28 protein-coding genes are annotated in these 24,610 nt (G+C 67.0%); 7 read left to right on the top strand and 21 right to left on the bottom strand.

The features are described from left to right. Positions 1–10 precede the first annotated feature (10 nt). Positions 11–427, top strand: coding sequence for a hypothetical protein (locus AB0876_RS20895; RefSeq protein WP_491840309.1), 417 nt, complete (start codon positions 11–13; stop codon positions 425–427). Here the strand turns inward: AB0876_RS20895 and AB0876_RS20890 are convergent. After that, complete coding sequence (locus AB0876_RS20890; RefSeq protein WP_491840310.1) at positions 405–1,415, bottom strand: Lrp/AsnC family transcriptional regulator; 1,011 nt, start codon at positions 1,413–1,415, stop codon at positions 405–407. The genes AB0876_RS20895 and AB0876_RS20890 overlap by 23 nt on opposite strands. A gap of 61 nt (positions 1,416–1,476) precedes the next feature. Here AB0876_RS20890 and AB0876_RS20885 point away from each other — a divergent pair, with 61 nt between their 5' ends. Both AB0876_RS20885 and AB0876_RS20880 read left to right on the top strand, forming a co-directional pair. Then, on the top strand, positions 1,477–2,103 hold the full coding sequence (locus AB0876_RS20885; protein WP_491840311.1) for an LON peptidase substrate-binding domain-containing protein: 627 nt from the start codon (positions 1,477–1,479) through the stop codon (positions 2,101–2,103). An 18-nt stretch (positions 2,104–2,121) separates the two neighbouring features. Continuing rightward, entirely contained in the window at positions 2,122–2,925 is an 804-nt protein-coding gene (locus AB0876_RS20880; protein WP_526042848.1) for an alpha/beta fold hydrolase, read from the top strand. A 45-nt stretch (positions 2,926–2,970) separates the two neighbouring features. On the opposite strand, the gene AB0876_RS20875 is transcribed toward AB0876_RS20880, so the two are convergent. The 9 genes from AB0876_RS20875 to AB0876_RS20835 all read right to left on the bottom strand — a co-directional run bounded on the left by AB0876_RS20875 (position 2,971) and on the right by AB0876_RS20835 (position 12,005). Further along, on the bottom strand, positions 2,971–3,894 hold the full coding sequence (locus AB0876_RS20875; protein WP_526042847.1) for an SAM-dependent methyltransferase: 924 nt from the start codon (positions 3,892–3,894) through the stop codon (positions 2,971–2,973). Continuing rightward, positions 3,881–4,234 carry a monovalent cation/H(+) antiporter subunit G gene (gene mnhG / locus AB0876_RS20870; RefSeq protein WP_491840314.1) on the bottom strand — a complete coding sequence of 118 codons (354 nt, stop codon included), beginning with the start codon at positions 4,232–4,234 and terminating at the stop codon, positions 3,881–3,883. Before mnhG ends, AB0876_RS20875 begins: the two co-directional genes overlap by 14 nt. Beyond that, positions 4,231–4,527, bottom strand: a complete 297-nt coding sequence (locus AB0876_RS20865) for a monovalent cation/H+ antiporter complex subunit F (RefSeq protein WP_491840315.1) — start codon at positions 4,525–4,527, stop codon at positions 4,231–4,233. Before AB0876_RS20865 ends, mnhG begins: the two co-directional genes overlap by 4 nt. Continuing rightward, a complete protein-coding gene (locus AB0876_RS20860; protein WP_491840316.1) occupies positions 4,524–5,096 on the bottom strand; it encodes a Na+/H+ antiporter subunit E in 573 nt (190 codons plus the stop codon). The genes AB0876_RS20865 and AB0876_RS20860 overlap by 4 nt, the downstream gene beginning before the upstream one ends. Beyond that, a complete protein-coding gene (locus AB0876_RS20855; protein WP_491840317.1) occupies positions 5,093–6,688 on the bottom strand; it encodes a Na+/H+ antiporter subunit D in 1,596 nt (531 codons plus the stop codon). Before AB0876_RS20855 ends, AB0876_RS20860 begins: the two co-directional genes overlap by 4 nt. Continuing rightward, on the bottom strand, positions 6,685–7,161 hold the full coding sequence (locus AB0876_RS20850) for a Na(+)/H(+) antiporter subunit C (RefSeq protein WP_491840318.1): 477 nt from the start codon (positions 7,159–7,161) through the stop codon (positions 6,685–6,687). Before AB0876_RS20850 ends, AB0876_RS20855 begins: the two co-directional genes overlap by 4 nt. Beyond that, positions 7,158–10,040 (bottom strand): Na+/H+ antiporter subunit A, encoded by a 2,883-nt coding sequence (locus AB0876_RS20845; RefSeq protein WP_491840319.1) that lies wholly within the window; start codon positions 10,038–10,040, stop codon positions 7,158–7,160. The genes AB0876_RS20850 and AB0876_RS20845 overlap by 4 nt, the downstream gene beginning before the upstream one ends. A gap of 177 nt (positions 10,041–10,217) precedes the next feature. Next, the gene (locus AB0876_RS20840) at positions 10,218–11,504 is read right to left on the bottom strand and encodes an ArsB/NhaD family transporter (RefSeq protein WP_526042846.1); all 1,287 of its coding nucleotides are present in this window, start codon (positions 11,502–11,504) and stop codon (positions 10,218–10,220) included. A 12-nt stretch (positions 11,505–11,516) separates the two neighbouring features. After that, positions 11,517–12,005 carry a CBS domain-containing protein gene (locus tag AB0876_RS20835; protein WP_235849386.1) on the bottom strand — a complete coding sequence of 163 codons (489 nt, stop codon included), beginning with the start codon at positions 12,003–12,005 and terminating at the stop codon, positions 11,517–11,519. Between the two features lie 156 nt (positions 12,006–12,161). Here AB0876_RS20835 and AB0876_RS20830 point away from each other — a divergent pair, with 156 nt between their 5' ends. Both AB0876_RS20830 and AB0876_RS20825 read left to right on the top strand, forming a co-directional pair. Further along, the gene (locus AB0876_RS20830; protein ID WP_526042845.1) at positions 12,162–13,121 is read left to right on the top strand and encodes a sensor histidine kinase; all 960 of its coding nucleotides are present in this window, start codon (positions 12,162–12,164) and stop codon (positions 13,119–13,121) included. Beyond that, positions 13,121–13,768 carry a response regulator gene (locus AB0876_RS20825; protein WP_055110531.1) on the top strand — a complete coding sequence of 216 codons (648 nt, stop codon included), beginning with the start codon at positions 13,121–13,123 and terminating at the stop codon, positions 13,766–13,768. Before AB0876_RS20830 ends, AB0876_RS20825 begins: the two co-directional genes overlap by 1 nt. Here AB0876_RS20825 and AB0876_RS20820 read toward each other — a convergent pair. From AB0876_RS20820 to AB0876_RS20810, 3 genes are read right to left on the bottom strand one after another with little or no spacing between them, the layout of a single operon-like run. Then, positions 13,735–14,184, bottom strand: a complete 450-nt coding sequence (locus AB0876_RS20820; RefSeq protein WP_526042844.1) for a DUF1707 domain-containing protein — start codon at positions 14,182–14,184, stop codon at positions 13,735–13,737. The two genes, AB0876_RS20825 and AB0876_RS20820, sit on opposite strands and share 34 nt — an antisense overlap. A 60-nt stretch (positions 14,185–14,244) precedes the next feature. Then, positions 14,245–14,739 (bottom strand): hypothetical protein, encoded by a 495-nt coding sequence (locus AB0876_RS20815; protein ID WP_526042843.1) that lies wholly within the window; start codon positions 14,737–14,739, stop codon positions 14,245–14,247. Beyond that, positions 14,736–15,125: a hypothetical protein gene (locus AB0876_RS20810; protein WP_526042842.1), complete on the bottom strand. Its 390-nt coding sequence runs from the start codon at positions 15,123–15,125 to the stop codon at positions 14,736–14,738. Before AB0876_RS20810 ends, AB0876_RS20815 begins: the two co-directional genes overlap by 4 nt. 21 nt (positions 15,126–15,146) lie before the next feature. Between AB0876_RS20810 and AB0876_RS20805 the strand changes: the two genes are divergently transcribed. Next, positions 15,147–15,728, top strand: coding sequence for a TetR/AcrR family transcriptional regulator (locus AB0876_RS20805; RefSeq protein ID WP_526042841.1), 582 nt, complete (start codon positions 15,147–15,149; stop codon positions 15,726–15,728). A 9-nt stretch (positions 15,729–15,737) separates the two neighbouring features. Here AB0876_RS20805 and AB0876_RS20800 read toward each other — a convergent pair whose 3' ends face one another. The 3 genes from AB0876_RS20800 to AB0876_RS20790 form a co-directional block, all read right to left on the bottom strand. Further along, entirely contained in the window at positions 15,738–16,055 is a 318-nt protein-coding gene (locus AB0876_RS20800; protein WP_526042840.1) for a type VII secretion target, read from the bottom strand. 33 nt (positions 16,056–16,088) lie between these two features. Then, positions 16,089–16,877: an EspA/EspE family type VII secretion system effector gene (locus AB0876_RS20795; protein WP_526042839.1), complete on the bottom strand. Its 789-nt coding sequence runs from the start codon at positions 16,875–16,877 to the stop codon at positions 16,089–16,091. A 106-nt stretch (positions 16,878–16,983) separates the two neighbouring features. Beyond that, positions 16,984–17,697, bottom strand: a complete 714-nt coding sequence (locus AB0876_RS20790) for a hypothetical protein (RefSeq protein ID WP_526042838.1) — start codon at positions 17,695–17,697, stop codon at positions 16,984–16,986. Between the two features lie 46 nt (positions 17,698–17,743). On the opposite strand from AB0876_RS20790, the gene AB0876_RS20785 reads away from it, so the two are divergent. Continuing rightward, positions 17,744–18,199: an SRPBCC family protein gene (locus tag AB0876_RS20785; RefSeq protein WP_526042837.1), complete on the top strand. Its 456-nt coding sequence runs from the start codon at positions 17,744–17,746 to the stop codon at positions 18,197–18,199. A 440-nt stretch (positions 18,200–18,639) separates the two neighbouring features. On the opposite strand, the gene AB0876_RS20780 is transcribed toward AB0876_RS20785, so the two are convergent. Genes AB0876_RS20780 through AB0876_RS20760 form a run of 5 tightly spaced genes read right to left on the bottom strand, consistent with a single transcriptional unit; the run spans position 18,640 to position 24,592 of the window. Beyond that, positions 18,640–20,862, bottom strand: a complete 2,223-nt coding sequence (locus AB0876_RS20780; RefSeq protein WP_526042836.1) for an AAA family ATPase — start codon at positions 20,860–20,862, stop codon at positions 18,640–18,642. Position 20,863: 1 nt separating this feature from the next. After that, complete coding sequence (gene pssA, locus AB0876_RS20775) at positions 20,864–21,745, bottom strand: CDP-diacylglycerol--serine O-phosphatidyltransferase (protein ID WP_491840328.1); 882 nt, start codon at positions 21,743–21,745, stop codon at positions 20,864–20,866. After that, complete coding sequence (locus tag AB0876_RS20770; RefSeq protein ID WP_491840329.1) at positions 21,742–22,443, bottom strand: phosphatidylserine decarboxylase; 702 nt, start codon at positions 22,441–22,443, stop codon at positions 21,742–21,744. The genes pssA and AB0876_RS20770 overlap by 4 nt, the downstream gene beginning before the upstream one ends. Positions 22,444–22,478: 35 nt before the next feature. Continuing rightward, positions 22,479–23,666, bottom strand: coding sequence for a molybdopterin molybdotransferase MoeA (gene moeA / locus AB0876_RS20765; RefSeq protein WP_526043044.1), 1,188 nt, complete (start codon positions 23,664–23,666; stop codon positions 22,479–22,481). Between the two features lie 2 nt (positions 23,667–23,668). Continuing rightward, entirely contained in the window at positions 23,669–24,592 is a 924-nt protein-coding gene (locus AB0876_RS20760; protein WP_491840331.1) for an SDR family NAD(P)-dependent oxidoreductase, read from the bottom strand. Positions 24,593–24,610 lie beyond the last annotated feature (18 nt).

Below are 24,610 nucleotides of genomic sequence, written 5' to 3'. Positions count from 1 at the left end.
GATGAGGGCTATGCGGCTGCGGATCTTGGCGGGGATTGTGGTGGCGGGCTTTGCCCTCTCGGGCTGCAGCACAGTCACAGTCGGCACACCGATGGCCGATCCCGATCAGACCGGAATCTCCACCCCGACCACCACCAAACGCCGCCCCAGTAGTACGGCGTCGCCGTCGACTCCCGTTTTCCCGTCCCCCGGGACCAGCGGAAAGGCCAGCACCCCACCACCCAACGGCATGTCGACCACCTGCCGGGAGTACTCCACGATGGATGAGGCGACCCAACTCGGCATGGTCGAGCTGCTGGCGAAGAACGGCTATACCGGGATGAAGAGAAATCCGTACATCTGGACCTCGTTCATCGGAGCCATGTGCGTGCTGGCCGACCGGGATGCGACGGTCGTCGACGCGATCAACAAAAAGGTGCCTGGCTGAGTTCGCCGGCATCCCTGGGGTGAATTGCCTTGTAATGCACTGAGATATACGGCCAGGCCTGCATCGCGGTGACCCCGTCCAGTCCGCGGATGCTCTCGTCGAGCACGTCGAGCAGATCCTCGCCGCGGGTGGTCAGCACCTCCGCCAGGACATCCCAGCGGCCGGCCGTCAGCGCGACGTAGGAGACCGCGTCCACCCGCGTCAGCGCCTCGGCCACCTTCTGCGCGCCGGCCCGGCCGTCGGTGCGGATCGCGACCCAGCTGCTGTGGCGGTAACCGAGGCGCAGCGGGTTGGCGATGCACATCACCCGAGCCGCGCCGGTCTCCACGATCCGGCTGTAGCGGGACCGGATGGTGGTCTCGGACAAGCCGAGGGCCGAAGCGAAGTCGCGGAAAGCGGCCCGGCCGTCGACGGCGAGCCGGGTGAGGATCGCCCGGTCGATGTCGTCGAGTGGGCGTGGCCGCACCGCGCCGTCAGCCAGCGCACCCGACAGCCGGGCCTGCTGATAGTGCAGCCGCAGATAGGGGAGCAGCTCCACCGAGCCCACGCCCGGCAGTGTCGCGATCCGGCCGAACGCCACATCGTGAAGTTCGCGGGCGTCGGTGCAGACCAACTCGAGCACCACCCCGTACGGTCCCGTCGTCGCCGTCACGTAATCGGCCTCGGGCAGGTGGGCGATCTCCGCGGCGAGCTCCACCGGGGTGCGCGAGCCGTCGACGGTCAGCAGGGCCAGACCCAGCGCGCGGAACCCGAGGACGGCCGGATCGGTAACGGCGGCGATGGATATATACCCCTCGCTCAACAACCGCGAAACACGGCGGCGCGCAGTCTTTTCCGTGATGTCCGCACGACGGCCCAGCTCGGCGTAGGGAATGCGGCCGTCAGCCTGCAGCAGTTCGATGAGCTGGCGATCGACCGCGTCGAGGTCGGTGTAGCCCGGATCGGACAGCAGCGTGCGGGCTGTCGCAAGCTCCGCTGACGGTGGCATCACCCGAGGTTACCGGCTCGTGCGCATTGACCAAACCGGAGGCGAAGACGATCCTGGCCCCATGACGGTCTCACCGATGTTTCCTCTCGAAGTGGCGATGCTGCCCGGCCAGGAACTGCCGCTGCGGATCTTCGAACCGCGCTACGTGGCGATGGTGGGCGACTGTATGGCCATGTCGGAGCCGTCTTTCGGGGTGGTGCTGATCTCGGCCGGCCGCGAGGTGGGAGGCGGTGACCGCCGGTGTGAGGTGGGGGCGCGGGCCTTGATCGTGGACTGCCAGGAGTTCGGTGTCGGCAAGTACCGGCTGCTGTGCGTGATGGGTGAGCGAATTCGCGTGCAGCGCTGGCTCGACGACGATCCGTACCCGCGTGCCGAGATCGAACTGTGGCCCGACGAACCGGACGACCCGGCCGATGCCGCCCGAATCGGAGACGTCGAAGATCGGATGGTGGCGCTGCTCGACCGGATCGGGGAGGCCCGCGGCACGCCGATCCGCAGCCGCGAGATCGTCGAATCCGCCGGCGTCGACCCGGAGAACCATTTGTACGCCTTGGCGTCTCGGCTGCCGATGGGACAGGCCGACCGCTATTCCATGCTGGCCGCGCCGTCGGAGGCGGCACGCGTCGAGGTGCTCAGCGAGGCCGTGGATTCGGTCGCCGCGATGGTGGAGTTCCAGCTTTCGGAGTAGCAGAGGAATGCTCGGATCATGGCATCTGTCCTGACAACCTCGGACGGCACCGACCTCGCGTTGGAGATGACGGGAACCGGCCCGCCGGTGATCTTCGTGCACGGCTCCAACGGCGGTCTCGACTCCTGGGTCGATGTCGCTCGACGCCTCGGCGCATTCCAGATCGTGCGTTATGCGCGCCGGAACCACCCACCGAGTGCAGTTGGTATGTCTCCCAACAGTTTTGCCGTGGAGGCCGCGGATCTGGCGTGCGTGCTGAGGTCGGTGACGGACTCGTCAGGAACGGACGCGCACGTCGTCGGCGGTTCCTACGGGGCGACCGTTGCGCTTCACGCCGCGCTCGTCGACCCGGACCGCATTGCCTCGCTGGCGCTGTTCGAGCCGCCCTTGCTGTTGTCCGGTGGACACCTCCTGCTGGTCCTGGACCGCTACCGGCGATTGTGCGCCGATGCCCGCTACGGCGACGCGGTGGAGCTTTTCGCCCGCGAGGTGGCCTGCGTTCCTTCCGAACTGGTGGAGGCGGCGTCGTTCGAGGTGGAAAGCGAAGAAATCGGCCGGGCCACCACGTGGTCTGCCGGTGCCGACCTCGAAGCGATGGCCCATGACGGGCGTGACGTCGACCGGTGGGCGGCCATCGCCGTGCCGGTGTTGCTCATGCAGGGCGGACTGAGTTGGCCGCCGCTGCCCGAAGGGATGGACCGCCTGGCGGAGGTGCTCCCACACGCTCGGCGAGTCGTCTGGCCCGACCAATCCCACTTCGCCACCGCGACGGTACCCGAACGTGTTGCCGAGGAGCTTCAGCGCTTCTTCGCCACGGTGTGATGCGTCCCGTTCGTGACGCCACGGCGGCGTGAAGCCGAATCCCGTTCACCCAGAGTATTTGTCGGTCAGAACACCTTCGACGAATTCGGTGGCCATGGTGCCCTCGGTGGTGTCGGCGGGCAGGGACCGGTGGTACCGCGCCATCACATCGTCGGCACGCAACGTCGACACATCCCAGCAGTGTTCACCGAGCCACTCGGGAACATAGGGGCGGTCCTCGATGAACCACAGCTGCGCGGGATCGGGCATGTCCTCGGTATCCTCGCCCGATTCGGCGGCCTCGGTGCGCATCTTCTCGATGAGCTCGCGGCGACGCGCCAGGTGGTCCTCGGAGAAGAAGTCGGCACTGAACGACTCGACCCCGATCCGGCTGTCCCGTGCAGACAGTTCGGTGATGCGCTCGAAGAGCAGGTCCTGCGCCTCGGCGGGCAGGTACGGCAGCAGCCCCTCGACCGACCAGGCCGTGGGTTGGGTGGCGTCGAAACCCGCGTCCCGCAAGGCTTTCGGCCAATCCTGACGCAGATCGATGGGCACCGCGACATGCCGGGCCTTCGGTACCGCCCCACGGGCCGCCAGGACTTCCTCCTTGAACTGCAGTACCTGCGGTTGGTCGATCTCGAACACCACGCTCTCGTGGATCCAAGGCAACCGCCAGGCCCGGGCATCCAGACCGGCTGCCAGGATCACCGACTGACGGATACCCGCCGCGCCTGCGGCGACGAAGAACTCGTCGAACCACTTGGTCCGGGAAGCGGCGTAATTGCCGATGGCGCGGATTCGTTGAGCCATCACCCCGGTGGGCGGCCGCCAGCCCCGCGCGGCCGCGCCGTCGAGAAGCATCTGTGCATACGGGTCGGTGAACAACGGAGAGTCTGCGGTGGTCTCGTGGGCACGAGCCATCGCCACCCCGAGCGCGGTGGCACCCACGCTCTCGGTGATATCCCAGCTGTCGTCGTCAGTTCTGGCCATCGCTCCCAGTCTCCCCGAATTCGGCCATCTCGTCGCGGGTCAGGAGGTCATCCCGGATGTTCTGCTCGCGGTAGGCCAACTGACCGACGCGGTTGGCCACCACAGGCGCAGTGATCAAGGTGAACAACCCGGTGAGGATCACCATGCCGATATCGGCGTGCCCACGCAGGCGGATGGCCGCACCCGCCAGCACCAGCAGCAGGCCGAGCACCTGCGGCTTGGTGGCGGCGTGCATGCGCGACAGCGTGTCGGGAAACCGGACGACGCCGATGGCCGCCGTCAACGCCAGCGTCGACCCACTCAGAATCAGGAACGCGGTCAGGATGTCGAGAACATTCATCGCTGCCCCCGCCGTGGTCGGAGTCGCCGTCGATCGTCGGTGTCGGGCACGCGGAACCGGGCCACACTCACCGAGCCGACAAAGCTGATCAACGCCAGCGCCGTCAGGCTGTAGGTGACTGTGGTGTCGAGGCTGAACGCCGCCCACGTGCCGATTCCGCACATCGTCACCGCGATCAGGGTGTCCAGGGAAACCAGCCGGTCCAGGGTGCTCGGCCCGGCCAGCACCCGGAACATGGTGATCGTGGCGGCCGCGGTCAGCATGACTGCCGAGATGATCCAGACGATCGTCATGCGCGCCCCGCCTCCCGCTCAGCTGACGGCTGCCAGTCGCTCTCCCGCTCGAAGGCCGCCACCAGCATCCGCTGAACCTGCTCGACCTGGCGGTAGAACCGCTGCACCGTGGCCTCCGAGCCGACGTCGATCAGGTGGACGTAGAGAATGCGGCGGGCCTGGTCGATCTCCAGCACGATCGATCCGGGGATCAGGTTGAAGATGTTGACCGCCAGGGCCAGCACCAGATCCGATTTCAGCGCGGGCAGATTGGCGCGCAGCACGGCCACCAGCGGCGGCGGGCCCGGCCGGATCGCCATCCAGGCCACCTGGACCGACGACAACACCAGGTAATAGCCCACCAGCAGAACAAGTTTCAGCAGCGACAGCGGATGCAGCCTGCCCTCGACGGGCACCGACGGCAACGGCAGCAGCACCGTGATGACGGCCGCGACGATCAGCCCGCTCGCCACGTTGGCCATCGTGAAGTGACCCCACAGCAGAACCCAGACCAGCATCAGAAAGCACAGCAGCCAGATCCGCAGCGCGAGGTGTCGCATCTGCAGTCTCTTCTTCGCGCGGGCGCTCATCGCGGCCCTCCCAGCACCGCCGAGATGTACTGCCCACGGTCGAGCACCTCGGTGGCCGAGCGTTCGGTGTAGGCGAAGATCGGTGTGGCCGCCACGGTCAACGCCAGTCCCACGGCGATCAGCGCAGCCGTCGGCACCAGCATGCCCGCAGGCATCCGTCCCACGCTGTCGCGGTCGGCGAACTCGATGTCCTCGATGTCGTCGAGCAGTACCGCAGGCGCCGCCCCGGCCAGATGTCCTTCAGGGGCGTCGGCCCGGGCCCGCCAGAACGCCTTCGTCCACACCCGCGCCACCACGTACAGGGTGAGCAGACTGGTGACGACGCCACCGCCGACCAGTATCCAGGCCAGCGCCGACCCGTTCGCCGCGCCGGCCTCCATCAGCGCCACCTTCCCGATGAAGCCCGAGAACGGCGGGATACCACCCAGATTCAATGCGGGGACGACGAACACGAACGCCAGCACCGGACTGGCCGTGGCCAGTCCACCGAGCCGGTTCAGGGTGGATGCCCCGGCCTGCCGCTCGATCAGCCCGACCACCAGGAACAGCGTGGTCTGCACGACGATGTGGTGGGCGACGTAGTAGATGGCACCGGACATGCCGAGCTGGTTGCCCAGCGCGACGCCGAACACCATGTAGCCGATATGGCTGACCAGGGTGAAGGACAGCAACCGCTTGATGTCGCTCTGCGCGATCGCACCGAGGATGCCGATGACCATCGTGAGCAGTCCGGCCACCAGCAGCACCGAATCGAGGCTGCCGCCGGGGAACAGCAAGGCGTGGGCCCGGATGATCGCGTACACACCGACTTTCGTCAGCAACCCGGCGAACACCGCGGTCACCGGTGCCGGCGCGGTCGGGTAGGAGTCGGGCAGCCATGTCGACAGCGGGAACACCGCGGCCTTGATGCCGAAGGCGACCAGCAGGACGGAGAACAGTGCGTTGCGGGTACCGGCGGGCACATCGTCGAGGCGCACGGCCAGCTCGGCCAGGTTCAGCGTGCCGGTGGCGGCGTACACCAGGGCGATGCCGATCAGGAAGATCAGCGACGACACCATCGACACCATCACGTACGAGATGCCGGCCCGGACCCGTTCCTCACTGGCGCCGATGGTCAGCAGCACGAAGCTCGCGGACAACAGCACCTCGAAACCCACGAACAGGTTGAACAGGTCGCCCGCCAGGAACGCCGTGCAGACCCCGGCCGAGAGCACCAGATACGTGGGCATGAAGATCGACACCGGCTGGCGTTCGTCGCCGTCGCGGATACCCTGCCCGATGGCGTAGGCGACCACCGCCAGCAAGACGATGGCCGAGACCAGCAGCATCAGGGCCGAGAGCCGGTCGACCACGAGGGTGATGCCCAGCGGGCCCATGCCGGGCACGCTCTGTCCCCAACCGCCGACGTGCAGCACCAGGGTGCCGTCGCGGTCGGCCAGGTAGACCAGCGCCGCGCACACCGCGACCACCGCCACCAATGCGATCTGGGTGATGAGACGCTGCAACTGCGGACGCCGCCCGGCGACGAGCGTGAGCGCCGCGGCCAGTGCCGGGATGAGCACGGGCAGCGGGATCAGGGCCTGGGGCGTCATTTCGATCCCTCGAATCCGGGCAGTGCGTCGAGTTCGTCGGGTGCATCGGTGTCGCGGGCAGTGTCGGGTTGGGGAATCTCCTCGTCGGTGCCGATTTCGTCGAGCCCGGAGGTGGACTTCTGCGAGACGCGGGTGTCCTCGGGGTCGTTGCTGACCTCTTCGACGGTGGTCAGGCGGTAGGACCGGTAGGCCAGGGCCAGGACGAACGCTGCGATGCCCATGCTGATGACGATCGCGGTCAGGATCATGCCCTGCGCCAACGGATCCGCCGTGGTGGTGGAACCGTTGCTGGTGCGCCCGCGGATCGGGGGATTGCCGCCCGCTCCACCGACCGTCAGGATCAGCAGGTTGACGGCGTTGCCGATCAGCAGCAGGCCCAACAGCATTCGGGTCAGGTTGCGCTCGAGCAGTAGGTACACCCCGGCGCTGGTCAGGCCGCCGATGAGGATCAACGGAATCAGGAAGGTCGTCATCGCGCCACCGCCTTCGAGGTTGCGGGAGCTCCGACCGTTTCCACGTCCACCCGCGCACCGAGGCTGCGCAGCACGTCGAGCACCAGGCCGACAACGATGAGATACACACCGAGGTCGAAGAACAGCGCGGTCACGAGCTTGACGTGACCGAACACCGGAATGTCGAACTGCAGCACCGCCGAGGACAGGGCGGGCGCGCCCAGCAGGATCGAGGCGACGGCCGTCCCGGCGGAGAACCCCAGCCCGGTGCCCAGGATCTTGCCCGCATCCAACGGCAGCGTCTCGCCGAGTTCGTAACGGCCCCCGGCGAGGTACCGCAGCACCAGGGCCAGCCCCGCGGTGAGCCCGCCGGCGAAGCCGCCGCCGGGGGTGTTGTGCCCGGCGAAGAAGAAGTAGGCCGACAGCACCATGATGAGCGGGAAGATGATCCTGGTCGCCACTTCCAGGACCAGCGAGCGGTGCCGCGGGTCACGCGCTTCCGAGCCGCGCAGCCACGTGACGTCGCCGATGGCCGGGGTATAGGCGCCGACGGGCCCGATGTCGGGTTGCCCGGCCGCCGTACTGAGCCGCGGCGCCGCGCCGAACCGGCGGTGCCGGAACACCAGCGAGGCAACCCCGGTCGCGGCCACCAGCAGCACCATGATCTCGCCCATGGTGTCCCAGGCGCGGATGTCGACCAGCAGCACGTTGACGGTGTTGGCGCCCTGCCCGCGGTAGTAGGCCGCATCCGGCAACAACTCGGCGATACCGGCGCCGGTGCGGGCGGCCATCGCGTAGACCGCCAGGGAGGTGACGGCCGCGCCGACGGCCAGGGCCAGCAGGATCCGTGGAATGCGGTGGCTCTTGATGTTGGTGGCGTCGGCCTCGGCCGGCAGCGTCCGCAGCACCAGCACGAAGATCACCAGAACCAGTGTCTCGACCAGGAATTGGGTCAACGCCAGATCCGGTGCGCCGTTGAAGGCGAAGATCGCGCCACACCCGTATCCGGTCACGCCGACCAGCAGCACCGCGGCCAGGCGGTTGCGCATCATCGTCGCCCCGACCGCGGCGGCCAGCATCAGCAACCCGACCACCACGACCAGCGGCGAGTCCCACAGTGCGAACGCCGGTTGGTCGCGGGGTCCGAGGACCAGCGTCGCGACGGGCAACGCGACGAGCGTGCACAAGATCACCGACTGGGTGGCCGGCAGCGAACCGCGCTGGGTGGAACCCGTCAGTCGCAGGGACAGGACATCCAGACCACGGATGGTGGCGTCGTACATGCGGTCGGCGTTGCCCAGCGGCAGGTAGGCGAACCGGGTGCGGGGCAGACGCCGGCGGACCAGGAACGCCGCGATACCGACCGCGAGCACCAGCGCCGAGAGGTACAGCGGAAGGCCCAGGCCATGCCACAGCGCCAAGTGGTAGCCCGACCCGCCGGGAATGGTGTTGGCGTATTCGTCGAGCACCGCGTCCATTCCGGCGGGCCACAACCCGAAGGCCAGGCCGGCGGTGGCCAGAATCGCCGGTGCCGCCAGGAAAGTCACTGAGGGACGGTGCATTTCGGCCACGCGAGCGCTGGGCTCCGACTCTCCCTTGCCGCCGAACGCGCCCCAGAGGAAGCGCAGGCTGTAGATCGTGGTGAACACCGAGCCGATCACGATGCACGCCAGCACGTAGGGTGCGGCGGTGCCGAGGGCCGGGCTGTGCAGCACCGTCTCCAGGTCGGCTTCCTTGGCGACGAACCCGAAGAACGGCGGTAGCGCCGCCATGCTCGCGGTGGCACCGACGGCGATGAGGAACAGGGGTCGGTGGTGACGGCCCAACCCGGCCAGTCGCCGGATGTCGCGGGTGCCGGTGGCGTGGTCGATCACGCCGACGACCATGAACAGCGCCGCCTTGAACATCGCGTGCGCGCACAACATGGCCAGCCCGGCCAGCATCATGTCGCTGCCGCCTGCGCCGACCATCACGGTGATCAGACCCAACTGGCTCACGGTGCCGAACGCCAGGATCAGTTTCAGGTCGTATTCACGCACCGCACGCCAGCCGGCCAGCAACATGGTCACCAGCCCCAGGCCGACCACCATGGGACGCCAGAACGACGTGTCGGCAAATCCCGGCGTCATCCGGGCCACCAGGTAGACACCGGCCTTGACCATGGCCGCGGCGTGCAGGTAGGCGCTCACCGGAGTGGGAGCGGCCATCGCGCCGGGCAACCAGAAGTGCAGGGGCACGATGGCCGATTTGGACAGGGCGCCGACGAGGATCAACGCCACCCCGACCGCGGCGGCCGTCCCGGTGGGCGGCGCGGCAATCAGCTCGGACAGCAGGTAGGTGCCGGCCATGTTGCCCAGCACCACGATGCCGACCAGCATGGCCAGGCCGCCGAACGTGGTCACCAACAGGGCCTGGGTGGCCGCCCGGCGGCTGGTGGCCCGCTCGGCGTAATGGCCCACCAGCAGGAACGACAGGACAGTGGTGGTTTCCCAGAAGATGTAGAGGATCAGCATGTTGTCGCTGACCACCAGGCCGAACATGGCGCCCGAGAAGGCGACCAACTCGGCGGCGAAGCTGGGCAGCCGTTTCTCGATGCGGCCGTCGTGGTGGTGGAAGTACTCGCCGCAGTAGAAGAGGACGAGCGCCCCGATGGCCAGCACCAGCACGCTCATGATCGCCGCGAGGGAGTCGAAGCGCAGCGTGATGTCCATCGACAGCTCGTGGACCCACGGAATGTTCAGGGTGGGAACGTGGTCATCGGTGGGCCAGTTGAGCGCGACCCAGACCAGGGAGCCCAGCGGAACCAGGGCAAGGGGATAGAACGCCATCCGACCCCATTTGGCCACCAGAAGCGGCGCCAGCGCGGTAGCGACCGCGTGGGCGAGTAGAACGGCGAGCATGGCACTCCGATCGGGTTGGGGTCGGGGTGTCGGCTACCGATGCGCACGCGCGCGCAAAGCATCGGCATGAGTGGTTATGGCTTTTCACCCATTCTACGTGGGCCGTTGTGGCCACCTTCAGCCTGCAGAGGCTCGTGCGCACAGCGAGGCCTGGATGCCGACGGCCGGGTAGGTGTTTCAGAAATACCGCAACCAGACGTACACCCAGGCCAACGCCGTACTGAGCGCGGTGACCACGATTCCGTAGCGGGTGAACCGCCAGAAGCTGATCGGATGGCCCGCCCGCTTGGCGATGCCGATGGCCACCACGTTGGCGCTCGCCGCGATGGCGGTGCCGTTGCCGCTGAAACAGGCGCCCAGGGCGAACGCCCACCACAACGCCTGACCGGTCTCCGCGTCGGGGGCCTGGGCGACCATGTCCTCCACAACCGGCGTCATCGTCGCGGTGTACGGGATGTTGTCGACGAACGCACCGACCACCGACGAGCCGAACAGCAGCGCGGTGGCCGCTCCGAACCAGTTGTCGCCGAAAGCCGATTCCGCGACCGACCCGAGCGCACCGATCACGCCGGTGTGGACCAGCCCCGCGACCATCACGAACAGCCCCATGAAGAACACCAGCGTCGGCCACTCCACCTCGGGCAGCACCTCGGCCACGTCGATGTCGGTGACCAGCAGCATCGCCCCGGCGCCCAGCAGGGCCACGATCGACGGCGCCACATGCAGCACCGAGTGCAGCGCGAACCCGACTATCACCACGTTGAGCACCAGCAGGGACCGGATCAGCAGGCGGGTGTCCTTGATGGCACGGCGTTCCTGCAGGGCCATCACCTCGTCGATGTGTACCCGGTCGGCCCGCAGGTCCGCGCGGAACAGCACCCGGGTGAACAGCACGAACAGCGCGAAGATGATGATCACGATCGGTGCCATGTGAACCAGGAAGTCGTTGAAGGTCAGGCCGGCGCGGCTGCCGATGATGATGTTCGGCGGGTCTCCGATCAGGGTGGCGGCGCCGCCGATGTTGGAGGCCAGTACCTCGGCGATCAGATAGGGCTGCGGTGCGATACGCAACCGGTCGCAGATCACCAGGGTCACCGGGGCGATCAGCAGGATGATGGTCACGTTGTCGAGCACCGGTGACGCGAAGGCGGTGATCGCCATCAGCATGACCATCAGCCGGAACGGGTTGCCGCGCGAACGCTTGGCGGCCCAGATCGCCAGGAAGTCGAAGAGCCCGGTCTGTTTGATGACGCCGACGATCACCATCATCCCGAGCAGCAGGAAGATGACGTTCCAGTCGATGCCCTGGTGCTCGGAGTGGAACACCTCGGCGCCGGGGATCAGCCCCAGCAGGGCCATCAGGCCCGCGGCGACCAGGACGGTCTTGACCTTGTCGGCTCGCTCGGTGGCGATGAACCAGAAGGCGACGACGAAGATCGTCAGCGCCAGAACCGGAGCCAGCACGAGCTGAGGGGGTCAGTCGCCCGGCCCGGCGACGGCGAGGCTGGTGAGCAGGCGCTCGAGCGTCACGGCCCCGGTGAGTCGTCCACTGCGGTCGACGACGGCGATCAGCGGGCTGCGCTTGTTGGCCATCACCGTCGCGATCTCCAAAAGGGTGGCATCGGGCGTGACGGTCGCCGGCTTGGTGGCGGGGCCGGGCAGGCAGTCACCGACGGTGAGTTTTCCCGGGCCGTGCCAGAACAGGTCCGCGTGGATCTCGTCGACGGTGCGGACCAGTGCCGGATCATCTTGGTAGGACTCGGGAATCGCCAGACGCAGCACCTGGGTTCCGGGCAGCACCGCCACCGGGCGATCGTCGTCGTCGACCACCACCAGGCCGGGTAGCCGGTTGACCACCATGAGCTGGACAGCCTTCGAAACCGGGTCGTCGATCCGCACGGTCGGCAGGTGGGCTGCGATTTCATGTGCCTGCATGAGCTCGTTCCAATGCGTCGCTAGTGTCATCGTCCTCGTTCTCCGATCACTTCGGGACGGCTCGGCTTCGGCGGTGGCTGTCAGTGTGTGCGATCCGGTGGCCGGGGACCATCGGGGCTGACACCCATTCAGCGGGGGGAATTGCCTGTATGGACAACAGTGCTGGTCTCGGGTCACGCTGGTGGGGTGAAACCGGCGCGCACCCCCGCGGCCGCGTTGTTCCGGCGGGTGTTCCTGATCAACGGGTTGATCTTCACGCTGGGCACACTGATCCTGGCGGTGTCGCCGGCCTCGGTGTCAGCGCGCATCAAGGTCACCGAGATCCCGGTCCTGGCCGTGGGTTTGGTGATCATCCTGGCCGCCAACGCCGTGTTGTTGCGGTCCAGTCTTGCCCCACTGGATCGGCTCGCCGCGTCAATGCGGCGGGTCGATCCGCCCAAGCGCAGCGATCGGGTGGACGGCCGTGGCAGCGGCGATCTGCAGCACCTGATCGAGTCGTTCAACGCGATGCTGGACCGGTTGGAGACCGAACGGACCACCGCGAGCGCGTCGGCACTGGCGGCCCAGGAGAACGAGCGGCAACGCATCGCACGGGAACTGCACGACGAGATCGGCCAGACCCTGACGGTTGCACTGCTGCGGCTCAAGCGGGTTGTCGACCGGGCACCTGAGTCGATCCGGGACGAACTGGCCGACGCACAGGAGATCGTGCGGTCCAGCCTCGACGAGGTACGGGAGATCGCCCGGCGGCTGCGTCCCGATGCGCTGGAGGACCTCGGATTGCACAGCGCGCTCAATGCACTGTGCACCGACTTCGGTCAGGCTTCCGGCATCGCGGTGGTCAAACATATTGCGCCGCAATCAGGTCGGTTGAAACCTGATGTCGAGCTTGTGTGCTATCGAATCGCCCAGGAGAGCCTGACGAATGTGGCGCGGCATGCCGAGGCCGGCAAGGTATGGCTTGATCTGCACACCGGCGTAACCGATCTGACGCTGCAGATCGCCGACGACGGCTGTGGTGGCGTGGATGACGAGGGGGCCGGTATCAACGGCATGCGCGAGCGTGCCCTGCTGGTGAACGCCGAGCTCTCCATCACCTCACCGCCAGACGGCGGCACCGAGGTGCGGCTGGTGATCCCGCTCTGATGTCCGCACGCATCCTGCTCGCCGACGACCATGCACTGGTCCGCAGCGGCCTGCGCATGATCATCGACGCCGAACCGGATCTGCAGGTGGTGGCCGAGGCCGCCGACGGACATGAGGCGGTGACCGCGCTCGGGACGACGCCGGTGGACCTGGCGATCCTCGACATCGCGATGCCGCGGATGACGGGATTACAGGCCGCTCGGGAGATCAACCGGACGCATCCGAACGTGCGGATCCTGATCCTGTCGATGTACGACAACGAGCAGTACTTCTTCGAGGCGCTCAAGGCCGGAGCATCGGGCTACGTGTTGAAGTCCGTGGCCGACCGCGACCTGCTTGAGGCCTGCCGGGCGACGATGAGAGGGGAGCCGTTCCTGTATGCGGGCGCGGTGACGGCGTTGATCCGCGACTATTTGCACCGGTCACGCCAGGGCGGTGAACTGCCGGACACGATCCTCACCCCGCGTGAGGAGGAAGTGCTCAAACTGATCGCCGAGGGCTACTCGACCCGTGAGATCGCCGCGACGCTGACGATCAGCGCGAAGACAGTTGACCGGCACCGGACCAACATCCTGGCCAAACTCGGGCTGCGGGACCGGCTGGCGCTGACGCGTTACGCGATTCGCGCCGGACTGATCGAACCGTGAGCCCATACCGGAATGGCATGTGACGCAACGCCGATGCCCCAGCCCATGATGGGCCAGACCGGCCAGAAGTACCAGCCGCCACCGCCGAGCCCGACGGCAAGCCAGATGCCGAGCATCAACAGGGCACCGGCGAGGTAGGCGGCCAAGTGGATCCGGACGCTCATCCGGGCGGCCCGCTGCTGAGCGGCGTGACGCCGGGGATCGTGACGTCGTAGTCGGCCGACGGGGAGGTCCGCGACGAGCCGACGCAGTTGGTCGGCGGTCTGCGCCTGGAACGTCGACTGCAGTCGATCCTCGTACTCGGGCATCGTCAGATAGCCCTGGGTGAGTGCCTGGCCGAGGTCGTTCGCGGTCCGTGAACGTTCCCGGTCGCCGGCGCGGGCGGTTTCAACGGTGTGTAAGGCGGTGTCGGCCATTTCAACTCCCGTGAATCTAGTCAGTGACAAGTTGGACTATGCCACTCCAACTAGCCACCGTCAAGATATGGTTTTGGCCGCTTCTCCTTCGGCCAACTCGCGAAGAGTGAGCAGCTGTTTACGCATCATCACCACGTCACCCAGTGCCAGCGCCCAGCCGAGGATCCGGTTCGTGCCGAAACGTACCCGTACGTGCAATCGAGTGCCGCCGGCTTCGGCCCGGGTGGCATACGTGACCGCGACCGCTCCGGATCGCAGCGTGATGTGCTCGTCGTCGACGAACGAGTCCAGCGTGAAGATCTGCATGAAGCGTTGGCCGACCGTGAGGTGGGCGAGCTCCGGGTCCCGGGTGCGCGGACTGCGCCTGCCGAAATTGTCGAGCAGGTCGTAGCTGTAGGGCGCGACGCGCAGTTGGCACAGCCACCCGAACACGATCGACGGTGGTGCATCGATGCCGATCGCCCGGTCCGCGCACACCGCGGCGTCGGGAGCGAGGGCATCGCACGGTAGCGGTGTGGCACGTTCATGCGTCGTGGCGCCCCAGTTCGCGATCATGCCGGAACGTTCGGACGCGGACGGAGTTGGCCGGCAATGCGTTTGAGTGCGTAGCGCACCGCCACCTTGTGGCCGCCCGAACCGATTACCAGCGCGCGATAGGCCTTTCCGTGGATGCCAGGAAAGGCGGCCCAGGTCTGTGAGCGCACCCTGGTGCGATGCGGGCCCAGGTCGTCCAGTTCGAACATCCACTCGTAGATCGAGAAGGGATGACGGCCCTTGAGTACCAGGCGCCGGCGCGGCGTGCACTCGCCGATCGCGAACCCGATCGGAGCCCGCGGCTCGGTCGGGTCACCGCACATTGCTCGGAGGACGGCGGCCCATGTCGTGGCAGCGTCGGCGTCGACTGTTGTGGCATGCTCATCGATATAGGGTAAACGTTCCATATAGAAGGACTGTACTAGAAGATGGCGCCTCCTCGGAAGCATGAAACCGACGCAATTTTGGATGCGACGCGGGCCCTGGTGCTCTCTGAAGGGCCCAGGGCGGCAAGTGTTGCGGCGATTGCCAAGGTCAGCGGCGCCCCGGCGGGCACGCTGTACCACCGGTTCGGCAATCGCAACGGTGTACTGACCGCGGCCTGGTTGCGGGCGCTGGAGCGGTTTCAATCGCGGGCGATGGCGGCGACGGGCGACGATCCGGTCGAGGCGGCGGTCGCGATGGGCGTGGCCGCTGTCGGTTTCTCCCGCGAAACCCCCGAGGACGCGCGGTTGCTGCTGACCATCCGGCCCAGTGATCTGCTCGACGGCGCGCCCGATGCAGAATTCACCGCGACGCTGGCGGCGATGAATGCGCCACTCATCGCGCGGCTACGCGATCTGGCCCGAGGTGTCTACGGAAACGACGACGCGCGCACGATGGACGCCATGTCGCGCGTGGTCGTCGACCTTCCGTATGCCGTGGTCCGACGTCACGCCAACGACGCCGAGCTGCCGGCCTGGATGGAGGAGGACCTGGCCGACGCTGTGCGGAAGTTGTTGGCTAGGTAAGGGTTTGGCTCAGCGCGGATGCATCTGGCCGTCGAGGTTGCCGCCCTCTTGATGGTCGGTGGTCGTGTAGTCGGTGGCTGCCGATCTCAGCTTGACGGAAAGGTCAGTCGAGATTTCATGCATCTTCCCGGCTGCTTCGCGGCGGGACAGTTCTGCGGACTTGAGTGCCATGGCCGTGGGAGAGCACACCAGACCGTGGGTCTGGAAGACATGGCCCGCGGTGCCATCCGGCGCCGACTTGGCCGACTCGATCAACGACGCGGCTTCTCCCTGGACGGTCGCGGTCGACCGGATCTGGTCGGAAACGGTAAGTGGCGGCTGCGTCATGGAAGCTCCTCGGTCAGATTCAGGGTGGGCGGGCTAGCTCGGGCCGAAACCGCCGCCAGGAATCTTGGCGTTGGCGTTCGTCGATTCGTACCGAGAGGCCAGGTCCTTGATCTTGCCCGCATTCTCGCCGGAACGACTGGCCATTTGATGGCATTGGATGGTTGCGGCGGGCACGGTGCCCGCAACTGCTGCGACCTCGATTGCCGTCGAAAGCGCGGGACCGACGACTGGGGCAGCTTTGGCGAGGAGGGCTGGAACAATACTCAGGCTCAGTATCGTCTGCATTTGCGAAACGAAATCGCGGGTGTCGCCGACTTGCCTGGCTTCCTCGGCGACAACTTTCTGAATCGCGGAGTCGGTGGACGACATGTCGGCAGCGCGCGCTTGTTGTTCCTTATTTCTGTCGCCGTAGGCCTTCGACGCGTCGCCCGTCCAGTCGCCGGGTGGTGCGGATCTTAAAAGGGTCGAGTGAGCGTCGACGAAATGGTTGGCGCCTTCGGTGAATCGTGCGCCGTCCTCGGGTCGGCCGAACCCCAGCATATTGCTTTCCATGGTCAGGACGATCAAACCGGCATTGATAATCGGGGTAGCGGCACCCTTCGCGATATTCCCCAGGGTCTTGGCCGACGAAGTTGCGCCACTCGCGGCTGCCGATTTTGCCAGTGCGCCAGCGCCCTCGGTAGCGACAAGCTGACCCATTGACAGAAAGTCGGATCCGATGCCTGCCATCGCCCACGGCACGCTCGACTTCGCCCCGTTGGCGTGGTCGGCAATGCCGTAGGCGTAGTTGCCCTGCAAGTAGTAGAAGCTTCCTACGCCCATAACCGAATTCCGATCGTCGACGAACTTCGCTCGGAGGAGCCTAACACCGGATCGGGGCGACCGCGCGCAGCAAATCGCAACTGAAACCACAGGTAGGATGGGTTTCCTAGAGTGCGCGTAGCCTCTCGATGGCGCGCCCATCGATGAGTTCATCGCGAAGGTCGGGACGCTGCCAGTAGAGTCGGACCAACTCCACGAGTGCTGTGCCCTTGGGCGTGTAGGTCCCGGGAGCCTCCATCAGCAGTGTTTCGCCGCCGGCCATTGTCACTACCATCGGGTTCCAGAAGCGCTCCTCATCGGGCAGTTTGTCCGCGATGTTCTCCACCTCGTCCCATTTTCCAGCTTTGGGTTCCCGCAGTGTCGAGAATTCAAATCCATCCGGTGTCAGGGCGAGGTAGCTGAGGCTTCCTTGTTGGCGCAACTTTACCCAACACCACGTCAGAACTGCCGCGGCCGCTCCGGCGCATAGTGGGAATACATGTTGGCCGACGTCAAAGGGTAGATATAGCACGCCAAAAACCCAGGCCAAGAACATCAACCACGTTGACAGGCCCCCTGTGACGATGAATCGTCGCAGATTGTTTTCTATCCGTTTATCGGGCCGCAGTTGGGTTCCAGTGGTGTCGAATGATGCCTGGAATGTTACTGTCCTTGATTGTGTCATCATGAGGATCAAGTAGGTGGTGGTCAATGCTAAACCGACAATTACGACTAATGTCACCAGTGAGAATTGCTTTGCGGCGTTAAATGCCCAGGACGCCAGCATTGCAATAAAAATCAGCGCTACTGCAATCCCGGATCGTCTCGCAAATTTTTCCATCTCGCCCCTCGTCTGCGCCTGCCGAAGTATGGGTATGGTCTGGCCTATGGATGATAAGGCCGGAGTCTCAAGGGTTGTCGCAGCCAGTCGCGAGATCGCCGCACCGGCAGAGGTCATCTTCGAGATGATTGCGGATCCATCCCAACAGCCCCGCTGGGACGGGAACGAGAATCTGGCTCAGGCTGCGACCGGTCAGCGGGTTCGTGCGGTCGGCGACGTGTTCGTCATGACGATCAGCCAGGGTGGCGACCGCGAGAACCACGTGGTGGAGTTCGAGGAGGGCCGGCGGATAGCGTGGCGGCCGTCGGAAGTGGGGAAGGAACCGCCCGGTCACCTGTGGCGCTGGGAGCTGGAACCGTTGGGCGACAACCGAACCCTGGTGACCCACACCTATGACTGGTCACAGTTGACGGACGTGAAGCGTCTGGTCCGCGCCCGCGCGACCACCGCTGACAAGCTGCAGGGATCGGTCGAACGGCTCGCTGCGATCGCCGAGGGGTGAGCAGTCACATCACTCTCAGCAGTCACGGCTCGGCGCGCGGGTGTCGTTGTGCCCGCCTGTCAGCGACAATCGAGCGACAATCGCCACATGCATATCGTGAGCACCGTTCGTCACTGACGCGATGTTAACTTGCGTCACTCCATCTTCAAACAGTCTCGTGTGCAACAGATTTCGGATTGCCCACCTGCAAGCGACAGTGTCGCTGACAGTCGGGCACTGGACGGATGGGGCTGCCGAGGTCTCAGATACGCAGGAGTCGAATGTGACGGGCCACCGTGGGGGCGGAGTTACGCAGGTGGTTCAGGAGGCGATTGTCGCTCGATTGTCGCGCGCAGCTGGGCAACTCGAGTAGTGCCCTCGGGGCGGTGGCGGATGGGACAGGTGTGACTCGCGGACGGGATGCTGACCCGGGCGCAATACTCACCGCCCGGCCACACGACTCACCGCCCGGCCGCGAACTCCCGCAACGACGCCACCTGCGTCGCGTCCAGTGAGGGCCGCACGGTCTCGCGGGCTTTGGCGACATCGGCTGCGGTGACGTCGGCCGCATCGATCGACCGGCGCATCGCGGTCAACGCTGCCTCTCGCAGCAGCGCGACACAGTCGGCCGCGCTGTAACCGTCCAGCTCGGAGGCCAGCGCGTCGAGATCGACGTCAGAGGCCAGCGGGATAGATTTGCCTGCGGTACGCAGGATTTCACGACGGGCATCGGCATCCGGCGGCTCGACGAACACGAGCCGCTCCAGCCGGCCCGGGCGCAGCAGTGCCGGATCGATGAGGTCGGGGCGGTTGGTCGCACCCAGCACCACGACGTCGCGCATCGGTTCGATGCCGTCGAGTTCGGTCAGCAGGGCGGCGACCACGCGGTCGGTCACCCCGGAATCGAAACTCTGTCCGCGGCGCGGAGCCAGGGCGTCGATCTCGTCGAGGAACACCAGTGACGGTGCCGAATCCCGCGCCCGGGCGAACAGCTCGCGCACAGCCTTCTCCGACGAGCCGACCCATTTGTCCATCAGCTCGGCACCTTTGACCGCGTGCACGGACAGTTTCCCGGAGCTGGCCAGCGCCCGGACCACGAATGTCTTGCCGCAACCGGGCGGCCCGTACAGCAGCACTCCGCGTGGTGGTTCCACACCGAGGCGCTGGAAGGTATCGGGATGCTGCAGCGGCCACAGCACCGCCTCGGTGAGCGCCTGCTTGGTCTCCACCATGTCGCCGACGTCGTCGAGGGTCACCGAGCCGACCGACACCTCCTCGGCCGCCGACCGCGACAGCGGTCGGATCACCGTCAGTGCCCCGGTCAGGTCTTCCTGCCACAGCACCGGCTCGTTGCCGTCGGCGCTTGCTCGCGAGGCTGCCCGCAATGCGCCCTCGCGGACCAGGGCGGCCAGATCGGCGACGACGAACCCCGGTGTACGGTCGGCAATTTCGCCGAGATTCAGTTCGGCCGACGGTACGCCGCGCAGCAGCACCTCGAGCAGAGCCTTGCGGGTGGTGGCATCGGGCAGGGTCAGCGCCAGCTCGCGGTCGCACAGATCCGGCGCTCGCAGCCGGGTATCCACCCCGACGGGCATCGCCGACGTCGCGACGAACGCCACGCCGCGGGTGGCGACGGCATCACGCAGCTCACCGATGATCAGGGCGGCGACCGGCTCGGGGGCCCGGTCGCCGGTGGCGGCCGGCAGCAGCGCGTCGACGTCGGAGATCAGCAGCACCCCGCCTCCGTCGCGCACGCTGGCGACCGCGTCGGAAACCCGGCCGAACCGGTCGTCGGCGGCCAGCGCCCCCACCTCCGGGCCGTCGAGCTCCACCAACCGCCGCTCGGCACATACGGTCCGCACCATGGTGGCCTTGCCGACACCGGCGGGGCCGGTCACCAGCACACCGAGATTGGGTGTGGCGCCCAGAGTTTCGAGAAGCTGTGGCTCGTCGAGTGACAGCTTGAGCCATTCGGTGAGCTTGCCGGCCTGGGTATGGGAGCCCTTGAGATCATCGAAGCTGACCGCAGGTTCGGCGCGTGCGGGGCTGATCGTGTGGGCACCGGTGGAATCCGACGGCGCCGACCCGACGCCTTCGAGGCCGGGTCCCCACGACACCACCGAATTCGGTTGGATGCTCACGGGTCCGGACGGATCGACCCCGGTCACCGTCAACAGCTCCGAGGTCCAGGTGATGCCCACCGACGAGCCCAGCGCCGCGGTGGCCGCCGACGTCGAGGTGCCCGGCCCCAGATCGCGGGGGAGCAGCGACACCGTGTCGCCGACAGTCATCACCTTGCCCAGCAGCGCCTGGCGCAGCGTCGCCGACGAGATCGAATCGGTCGCCAGTTTGGATCCGGTCACCGTGACCGCCCGGGCGCCGTACACCGTCACCGGCGCCACGATGACAGTGGCGTTCTCCCGCACCCCGGCGTTGGACAGCGTCACATCGTCGAGCAGGGCGGTCCCGGTGGGGGTGCCGCCGGGGGCGAGGCCGACGACGGCGGCGGTGGTACGGGATCCGGTCAACGACACCGCGTCCCACTCGCGGAGCCCGAGGGCGGCGATGGCCTCGGGATGTAGCCGGACCACACCACGGCGCGAGTCGAGCGCCGAGGTATTCAGTCGTGCCGTCAGGCGCAGATGCCCGAGCGGTTGATCCTCTTCGGCCTCGAGCTGCGACATGTCAGCGACCCGGCTTCCGCAGCCCCAGGCGCGCCATCGACCGCCGGTGCGGCTGGGCCCGGCGAATCGCGCGCCGCGTGGCACGGCGCTGCTGCGGCTTGTCGTCCCACGATTCGGGGTGGCTGGCCACCCACTTCTTGGTGCGTATCGCAAACGGGATGTGGATGACGTAGGCCACGATGATCACCATGATCACGATGTAGCCGTAGAACACCGACGCCGCCACACCGATGGCGACCAATGCCAGCAACGGCGCCACCATGTTCGGCGGCACCGAGAAGGTGTGGATCTTGCGCATCGGGATCCGGCTGACCACCAGGAGCGAGACACCGATCACCCAGATCGACACGGCCCACTCGCTGGTCCACCACCCCTCGCCGAACTGCATCTTGGCGGCCAGCAGACCGATCACGCCGATGGCGCCCGCCGGGGCGGGCATGCCGACGAAGTACTCCTTCTCGTACGCAGGCTGATCCACGTCGAGCAGCGCGTTGAACCGCGCCAGCCGCAACACGATGCACACCGCGTACAGCAGCACCACGATCCACCCGATCCGCGAGTGCGACAGCATGGTGCCGTAGATGATGAACGCCGGTGCCACACCGAAATTGACCGCATCGGCGAGGGAATCGATCTCCTCGCCCATCTTGGAGGTGGCGTTGAGCATCCGCGCCACCCGGCCGTCCAGCGCGTCGAGGATCGCCGCGACCGCCAAGAACGCCATCGACTCGGTGGGCCGGTCGTCGAGCGCCATCTTCACCGCCGACAGGCCCAGGCAGATCGCGGCCACCGTCATCGCACTCGGCAGCATTCGCACGGAGAACGGCGGCGGCTTCATGCGGCCCTTGATCAACGACGGGGGCCTCATGCGCGGCTTGATCATGGCAACTCCGCCAGGACGGTTTCTCCGGCCAGCGTCCGCTGACCGGGGGTAACGAGCAGTTTCGAACCGGCAGGAAGGTAGGTGTCCAGCCGGGAGCCGTAGCGGATCAGGCCGTACGTCTCGCCGATGGCCAGTTTGTCGCCGACCCGGGCGTTGCACACGATGCGCCGGGCGATCAGACCGGCGATCTGCACGGCGATCACCTCGGTGCCGTCCGGAGTGCGGATCACGACGCTGTTGCGCTCGTTGTCCTCGCTGGCGGCTTCGAGTTCGGCCGAGTGGAACCGTCCGGGGCGGTGCTGCACAGCGACGACGTCACCGCCGATCGGGGCTCGCTGTACGTGCGCGTCGAGCACCGACAGGAAGATGCTGATCCGCGGCAGCGGGGTGTCGGGCAATCCCAGTTCGGCCGGCGGGACGGCGTCCCCGATCAGGCACACCAACCCGTCGGCGGGCGCGACCACCACTCCGGGGCGGGTGGGCGCCACCCGAGCCGGGTGCCGGAAGAACGCGGCGTTGGCGCCGGCGGCCACCAGGCCTGCCCGGCGCACCCACCGGTGCTTGCGGCCCAGGGCCGCAACGGCGAGGCTGGCGCCGACGAAGGGCAATCCCGCCGAATGCATCGGCGGAACACTGGATCGCACCAGCGCCACGAGGCGTTCTGGTCCGGACTGCTGGAGGTCGGGGCGTCTGGCCATCGGGAGGATTCTACGTGCGCCCGGTGGCGGAATTGCTAGCTCAGGTCCCAGACGGGAACCGTCGACCCGGCCGAAAGTTCGGAGACGTCCTCGGCGATCACCAACAGACAGTTCGCCGAGGCGAGCCAACGCAGATGATGCGACGCGGGGGGACCGTAACTGCTGACCGTATCCCCGGTCAGCACACCCCGCCGGAACTGCCGTTTTCCGCGCGGTGAGGTCAGGTCCTCGGTCAGCTGCGCGGTGCGCCGGGGCCGGTCCGGTTCGGCCTGGCCCATCGCCGCCCGCAGCGGCGCACGGACGAACACCTCGAAGGACACCAGCGCGCTGACCGGGTTGCCTGGCAACGTGATGATCGGAACACCGTCGACCGTGCCCGCCCCCTGCGGCATGCCCGGCTGCATCGCGACTTTGACGAACTCCACCTGATCCGACAAGGCGTCCTTGACCACCTCGTACGCGCCGGCGCTGACCCCGCCGGTGGTGATGATCAGATCGGCATCTGCGGCGTGCGCCGCCAGCGCGGCTCGGAAGGCGTCGACGTCGTCGGCGGACATCGGGGCGATGGTGGCCTGCGCGCCGGCGTCGCGGACCGCTGCGGCCAGCATCACCGCGTTCGACTCGTAGATCTGCCCTGGCTTCAGCTCGGTGCCGGGGGCCACCAGCTCGGTGCCCGTGGACATCACCATGACGCGCTGCGGCGGCAGCACTGGCAGCGTGGCCAGCCCGAGCGCGGCGGCCAACCCGAGCGCGGCCGGAGTGATCACCTGACCGGCGCGCAGGACGGCGGTGCCCGCGGTGACGTCCTCGCCGGCGCGGCGGATGTGCTGGTTCTCCCGGGCCGCAGCGCGGATCGTCACCGTGTCCGTCGCACCGTCGGTGGCCTCGACGGGCACCACCGCGGTGGCACCCGACGGGAGCGGTGCGCCCGTCATGATGCGGTGCACGGTCCCGGGTTGCAGCGTCAGCAGGTCGGTACGGCCGGCCGGGATGTCCTCGGCGACGGGCAGCCGCACCGGGGAATCCTCGGTGGCGGCGGCCACGTCGTCGGCGACGACGGCATAGCCGTCCATCGCGGAGTTGTCGAAGCCGGGCAGCGACAGCGGGGCGACCACGTCGGCGGCCAGCACCAGGCCGAGGGTGTCGTTCAACGGAAGATGTTGTGGTGCACGGGGTTTGATCAGTCCCGCGACCACCTGCTGGTGCTCTTCGACGGTCCGCATCATCACACCGGGAAGCTGACGCCGGTGAGCTCTTCCGACACTGTCCATAGCCGGCGTTGCAGGTCCTCGTCGTGGGACTGCTTGCTGGAGGTCACGAGCTCGGGGTAGCCGCGCACTTCCCGGAATCCGTCCGGTCCGTAGTACTGGCCGCCGCGAACATCGGGATCGGTGGCCGCGCGCAGAGTGGCCAGGGCGCCCTTCAGCGCACTGTTGACGAGCAGGGCAGTGAGTTGGTCGACACCCGGTAGACCGGCGCCGGGGATGTGGCGAGTGAGCTCGGTGGCCGAGACTCCCGGATGGGCGGCCACCGCGATGGTCGGCTCGTTCTTGGCAGCCAGCCTGCGTTGGAGCTCGTAGGTGAACAGGAGGTTCGACAGCTTGGACTGCCCGTAGGCGGCCACCCGGTTGTAGCTGCGTTCCCACTGCAGATCGTCGAAGTGGATGGCGGCCTGGATGCGGTGCGCGACGCTGGCGACCGCGACGACGCGCGACCCGTCGACCGGCAGCAGATGATCGAGCAGCAGCCCGGTCAGCGCGAATGCGCCGAGGTGGTTGGTGCCGAACTGCAACTCGAAGCCGTCGACAGTGGTCTGCTTCGGCGGGTACATCACCCCGGCGTTGTTGATCAGCAGGTCGATCCGCGGGTAGGCGCCCCTGAGTTCGTCGGCCGCGCTACGGACCGAGTCCAGCGAGCCCACGTCGAGGTGCTGCAGCTTGAGGTCGGCCTTCGGCGCGGCCGCGGTGATCCGGTCGACGGCCTCGCGGCCCTTGTCCAGGTTGCGCACGGCGACGACGACGTGCGCGCCCTTGGCGGCGAGCACGCGGGCGGTCTCATAGCCCAGCCCGGTATTGGAGCCGGTGACGATCGCGATCCGTCCGGACTGATCGGGGACATCGGCCTCGGTCCACTTGGAATTGGCGCTCATGGCTCGAACTCTACGGGG

Source organism: Mycobacterium sp. NPDC049093 (assembly GCF_040704635.1).
Classification (GTDB): Bacteria; Actinomycetota; Actinomycetes; order Mycobacteriales; family Mycobacteriaceae; genus Mycobacterium.
Note: the sequence above shows the minus strand (reverse complement) of the source record. Positions and strands in the feature narration are given on the sequence as shown.

Coding starts and splice junctions, on each gene's coding strand:
- AB0876_RS20895 (WP_491840309.1), top strand. CDS start 11: ATGCGGCTGCGGATCTTGGCGGGGATTGTGGTGGCGGGCTTTGCCCTC.
- AB0876_RS20890 (WP_491840310.1), bottom strand. CDS start 1,415: ATGCCACCGTCAGCGGAGCTTGCGACAGCCCGCACGCTGCTGTCCGAT.
- AB0876_RS20885 (WP_491840311.1), top strand. CDS start 1,477: ATGACGGTCTCACCGATGTTTCCTCTCGAAGTGGCGATGCTGCCCGGC.
- AB0876_RS20880 (WP_526042848.1), top strand. CDS start 2,122: ATGGCATCTGTCCTGACAACCTCGGACGGCACCGACCTCGCGTTGGAG.
- AB0876_RS20875 (WP_526042847.1), bottom strand. CDS start 3,894: ATGGCCAGAACTGACGACGACAGCTGGGATATCACCGAGAGCGTGGGT.
- mnhG (WP_491840314.1), bottom strand. CDS start 4,234: ATGAATGTTCTCGACATCCTGACCGCGTTCCTGATTCTGAGTGGGTCG.
- AB0876_RS20865 (WP_491840315.1), bottom strand. CDS start 4,527: ATGACGATCGTCTGGATCATCTCGGCAGTCATGCTGACCGCGGCCGCC.
- AB0876_RS20860 (WP_491840316.1), bottom strand. CDS start 5,096: ATGAGCGCCCGCGCGAAGAAGAGACTGCAGATGCGACACCTCGCGCTG.
- AB0876_RS20855 (WP_491840317.1), bottom strand. CDS start 6,688: ATGACGCCCCAGGCCCTGATCCCGCTGCCCGTGCTCATCCCGGCACTG.
- AB0876_RS20850 (WP_491840318.1), bottom strand. CDS start 7,161: ATGACGACCTTCCTGATTCCGTTGATCCTCATCGGCGGCCTGACCAGC.
- AB0876_RS20845 (WP_491840319.1), bottom strand. CDS start 10,040: ATGCTCGCCGTTCTACTCGCCCACGCGGTCGCTACCGCGCTGGCGCCG.
- AB0876_RS20835 (WP_235849386.1), bottom strand. CDS start 12,005: ATGACACTAGCGACGCATTGGAACGAGCTCATGCAGGCACATGAAATC.
- AB0876_RS20825 (WP_055110531.1), top strand. CDS start 13,121: ATGTCCGCACGCATCCTGCTCGCCGACGACCATGCACTGGTCCGCAGC.
- AB0876_RS20820 (WP_526042844.1), bottom strand. CDS start 14,184: ATGGCCGACACCGCCTTACACACCGTTGAAACCGCCCGCGCCGGCGAC.
- AB0876_RS20815 (WP_526042843.1), bottom strand. CDS start 14,739: ATGATCGCGAACTGGGGCGCCACGACGCATGAACGTGCCACACCGCTA.
- AB0876_RS20810 (WP_526042842.1), bottom strand. CDS start 15,125: ATGGAACGTTTACCCTATATCGATGAGCATGCCACAACAGTCGACGCC.
- AB0876_RS20805 (WP_526042841.1), top strand. CDS start 15,147: ATGGCGCCTCCTCGGAAGCATGAAACCGACGCAATTTTGGATGCGACG.
- AB0876_RS20800 (WP_526042840.1), bottom strand. CDS start 16,055: ATGACGCAGCCGCCACTTACCGTTTCCGACCAGATCCGGTCGACCGCG.
- AB0876_RS20795 (WP_526042839.1), bottom strand. CDS start 16,877: ATGGGCGTAGGAAGCTTCTACTACTTGCAGGGCAACTACGCCTACGGC.
- AB0876_RS20790 (WP_526042838.1), bottom strand. CDS start 17,697: ATGGAAAAATTTGCGAGACGATCCGGGATTGCAGTAGCGCTGATTTTT.
- AB0876_RS20785 (WP_526042837.1), top strand. CDS start 17,744: ATGGATGATAAGGCCGGAGTCTCAAGGGTTGTCGCAGCCAGTCGCGAG.
- AB0876_RS20780 (WP_526042836.1), bottom strand. CDS start 20,862: ATGTCGCAGCTCGAGGCCGAAGAGGATCAACCGCTCGGGCATCTGCGC.
- pssA (WP_491840328.1), bottom strand. CDS start 21,745: ATGATCAAGCCGCGCATGAGGCCCCCGTCGTTGATCAAGGGCCGCATG.
- AB0876_RS20770 (WP_491840329.1), bottom strand. CDS start 22,443: ATGGCCAGACGCCCCGACCTCCAGCAGTCCGGACCAGAACGCCTCGTG.
- moeA (WP_526043044.1), bottom strand. CDS start 23,666: ATGCGGACCGTCGAAGAGCACCAGCAGGTGGTCGCGGGACTGATCAAA.
- AB0876_RS20760 (WP_491840331.1), bottom strand. CDS start 24,592: ATGAGCGCCAATTCCAAGTGGACCGAGGCCGATGTCCCCGATCAGTCC.